The organism is Candidatus Darwinibacter acetoxidans (assembly GCF_041936445.1).
Classification (GTDB): domain Bacteria; phylum Bacillota; class Limnochordia; order Darwinibacteriales; family Darwinibacteriaceae; genus DTU010.
In genome coordinates this window covers 1-3,221 of sequence record NZ_JBHGXH010000100.1, presented here as the reverse complement: position 1 = coordinate 3,221, position 3,221 = coordinate 1, and the positions used below count along the sequence as shown (strand labels likewise).

Annotated in this window: 4 protein-coding genes and 1 other RNA gene; all 5 read right to left on the bottom strand. The window is 54.7% G+C overall.

Annotated features, from left to right (window positions below; all coding sequences use genetic code 11):
• Window positions 1-161 precede the first annotated feature (161 nt).
• Window positions 162-431 carry a hypothetical protein gene (locus ACE4YL_RS03305; protein WP_461369210.1) on the bottom strand — a complete coding sequence of 90 codons (270 nt, stop codon included), beginning with the start codon at window positions 429-431 and terminating at the stop codon, window positions 162-164.
• A complete protein-coding gene (locus tag ACE4YL_RS03300) occupies window positions 428-901 on the bottom strand; it encodes a JAB domain-containing protein (protein ID WP_461369209.1) in 474 nt (157 codons plus the stop codon). The genes ACE4YL_RS03305 and ACE4YL_RS03300 overlap by 4 nt, the downstream gene beginning before the upstream one ends.
• Before the next feature lie 119 nt (window positions 902-1,020).
• Window positions 1,021-1,084: hammerhead ribozyme type II (locus ACE4YL_RS03295), an RNA gene on the bottom strand.
• A complete protein-coding gene (locus ACE4YL_RS03290; protein ID WP_461369208.1) occupies window positions 1,083-1,268 on the bottom strand; it encodes a hypothetical protein in 186 nt (61 codons plus the stop codon). Before ACE4YL_RS03290 ends, ACE4YL_RS03295 begins: the two co-directional genes overlap by 2 nt.
• Before the next feature lie 211 nt (window positions 1,269-1,479).
• Window positions 1,480-3,221, bottom strand: a 1,742-nt coding sequence (locus ACE4YL_RS03285; RefSeq protein ID WP_461369207.1) for a DEAD/DEAH box helicase, incomplete at its 5' end; no start/stop codon positions are given.

Below are 3,221 nucleotides of genomic sequence, written 5' to 3'. Positions count from 1 at the left end.
TCTCTCCCTAAAAGCCTTCTGCCTCAGCCATTCGTGCTGATCGTCCTCGATTTGTATGTTCAATTGTTTCACTTTCAGGCCCCTCCTTTTTCTACTCCTTCCGGATGAGTTTGTGGGCCGGGATAGGCTCCCGGCGGGCCTGTGTTATTAATGAGTTCTCGCTATTGTGCGCGGTTCCTTCTCGCTCGCTCCAGCCGGGCAGTCAGGGGGCCGGGTGTGGGATTATCATACGTGTCATGCAGTCGCCCACTCAGGTAATCCCATACGGCGCGGTTGTCGTGTTCGGTCACGTTGATGCCGTATTTCTCTATCTTGTTCGGGTCGGTGTAGGCATACATGATGTGCTCCGGCACCTTGCGAAAGCTGCCATCAGGTGCCATGTAGTAGTGCCAGCCATCCACGCTGAAGCGGTATATGTATTTTCGGGTCATGTCTCTTCCTCCCTGATGTATCCGTATTCCGCAAGTGATACACTGCGGTACTCGCCTACGATGATATGATCGAGAACCGGGACACCTAGTAGAATCCCTGCTTTTACTAGGCGCTTTGTGAGTATGATGTCGCCGTCGCTTGGCGTCGGATCCCCGCTGGGGTGGTTGTGCGCCAGGATGATCCGGGCGGCATTCATGAGAAAGGCCGCTTTGAATATCTCGCGGGGGTGACAAAGCGAACTGTCCAGGGTGCCAATTGATACGGTGTGGAAGCCAATGATACCGTTCTTCGCATCGAGGGCCAGCATTATCAAGTGCTCCCTATCCAGGCCCCGGAAATACTCTTCGCATATGAGCTGTGCCTTCTCTGTGCAGGTGCAGGCTGCCGGGAACATGGCCGGGTGCTCGCCCTCACGCACAAGCGCCAGCCGATAGCGGGGGACTATGTACTGTTGGAGTGCTGTGCTCATGGTATTACCTCCCTGATGATTTAGTGGGCCGGGATATGCTCCCGGCGGGCCTTAGGTTGTATATCTTTGTCAAGTATTTGTTTGACATCTCTTTCATATTTTCAATCTGCTCCGTTTTGATTGGCCTGCCTCGTCAGTGGTGGTAGGCCATCTCCACCAGACCCCGAAATCGGGGTTTCGGCTATTTCGCTGCTTGGTATTTCTCGATTTCTGGGATCTCAGATTCCTCAACCGAGATCGCATATTCGATCGATCCATCTAAATGGGTTTCGCTTGCTTCCACGTCATCCTCCGTGATCCCGAATCTCAACATTAACTTGTCCATTTCCATTTCATTCATTACCCACACTATCATTGATTTCTTCATTTAAACTCCTCCTTTTAATTTTATCCTAATTTTATTATAACACATCTAATATATTTTTGTCAAGTATCTATTTGACATCTCTTCCACTTTTATTATACCACAGGTTACATATCTTTGTCAAGTATTTGTTTGACACATTAGATATCTGCTGTTGTAGGCAATACAATAGATGACAGGAGAAAATCCACTCCTGCCACCTGCCCATCCGATTTCATTTCTTACTGCCCTGGGCGGCCTCCAGTTTCATACCATCCACAATGTGGCTGACCACATCAGTCTTAGCCTTCAGGGCGGCGTACACCTTCTCGTCCACCGTGCCGTTGGCGATCAAGTGGTAGAATCGTACCGGTCGGGTCTGGCCAGGCCGGTTGATGCGGCGACGGCTCTGGTCGTAGTCCCCCAGCGAGAATCCCGGCGAGTAGTAAACGCAGTAGCAGGCCCGGGTGAGGTCCACGCCAGCGCCGCCGGCCCGGATCTGGACAGCGATCACACCAGCTGGAAGATCACCAGGACACTCGGTCTTCCAGTCCTCAAGCTGGTTAATCCGTCCGGACAATTCGTAGTAGCGGCGGCCGGCGGCCTCCACTTTCTGACGGATAGAATCAGCGTCGTGGGTGAACCGAAAGAATACCACCAAGGGCTCATGGGCCGGGAGGTCCTCCAACAGGTCTGCCAGTAGTTCCTGCTTGCCGGTGTCGATCTGCTGCAGATTGGTGGTGCCGTCTTTATCATCCTCTACCGGCAGGAACCCAGAGGTGATTTGCTGCAGCCGCAGGAGTCGAGTCAAGGCGTTAGTGACTGTCACCTTACCGGATCCAACGTCGGCGACCATATCCTTGTACAACTTGGCATAAATCCTCCGGGCGGAATTGCTAAGGTCAAACCGGCGCTCCTCATCCATCTCCGGCGGCAGGTCCAAGACGTCGCCGGTGCGGACCCGGAAGGCGATCGAATACATCCGCTCCTGGAACTCCCGGTCCAGTTTTAGGCTGTAGTAGGGGTTCGGTTGGCCGTCTGGCAGGGTGGGACTGATCCGGTAGGCAATTACTTGATAGCCGCCATATCCACCCATAACGGCATATCGGTTTCGGAAAGCACTGAAGTTGGTACCAAATATCCCCGGGTCCAGGAAGCGGTACTGGGCGTAGACGTCCAGCGGACTGTTATGTGCTGGCGTCCCTGTCAAGGCCATCCGATACGGCACCCGCTTACCTAGCTCGGCGCAGTAGAGGCTGACCCGGGAGCCGGGGCTCTTGATTCGGTGGGATTCGTCCAGCACCACACAGTCTAGCTTGGCCTGCTTTAAGAAGGATCCCAGCGGTTCCCGCCAGATGCTCTCATAATTTACCACCAAGATGATCGGCCTACTGGCATCCTCCACTTGGGCCAGGGCGGCCTTGGCCTGCTCCATCTTTTTACCAGCGGTAGATCCGTTCAGGATCGCTACGTCGATGGGGATATGGGAGTACATCGGCACCTGCCGGGCCCAGACGTCCACCATAGCGGACTTAGGACAGACCACTAGGACCCGCTTGTGGTCCCGGTTGGTGATCAGGTCCACCGCCACCTTGGTCTTGCCGGACCCCATCTCCATAAACAGTCCTACAGCAGACAGATTCTTGGCGAATTGGAATGCCCGCTTCTGGTGAACCCAGGAGGGGGTGCCGCTAGGGTGATCCGGCAGCTCCTCATCGCTCATCCGCTTGGCGGCGGCGGCTTCGATGATGGTGTTGGCCATCGCCAGGACGTCAGGGTGAATATACTCGCTCTGGATATGTTTGGCAATGGCGGCAGCCGCCGCCGGTGTCGCCGGATATTCCCAGGCCCGTATCTCCCTGTTCCATCGGGCGCTTGGGATGCTCTTAGCGATGTTGTTCATCTCGAACAGACACCACCAGTAGATTCGGCCGTCCCGGCAGATGACAAAATATTCAGGCCGGGCAGCATTCTTGG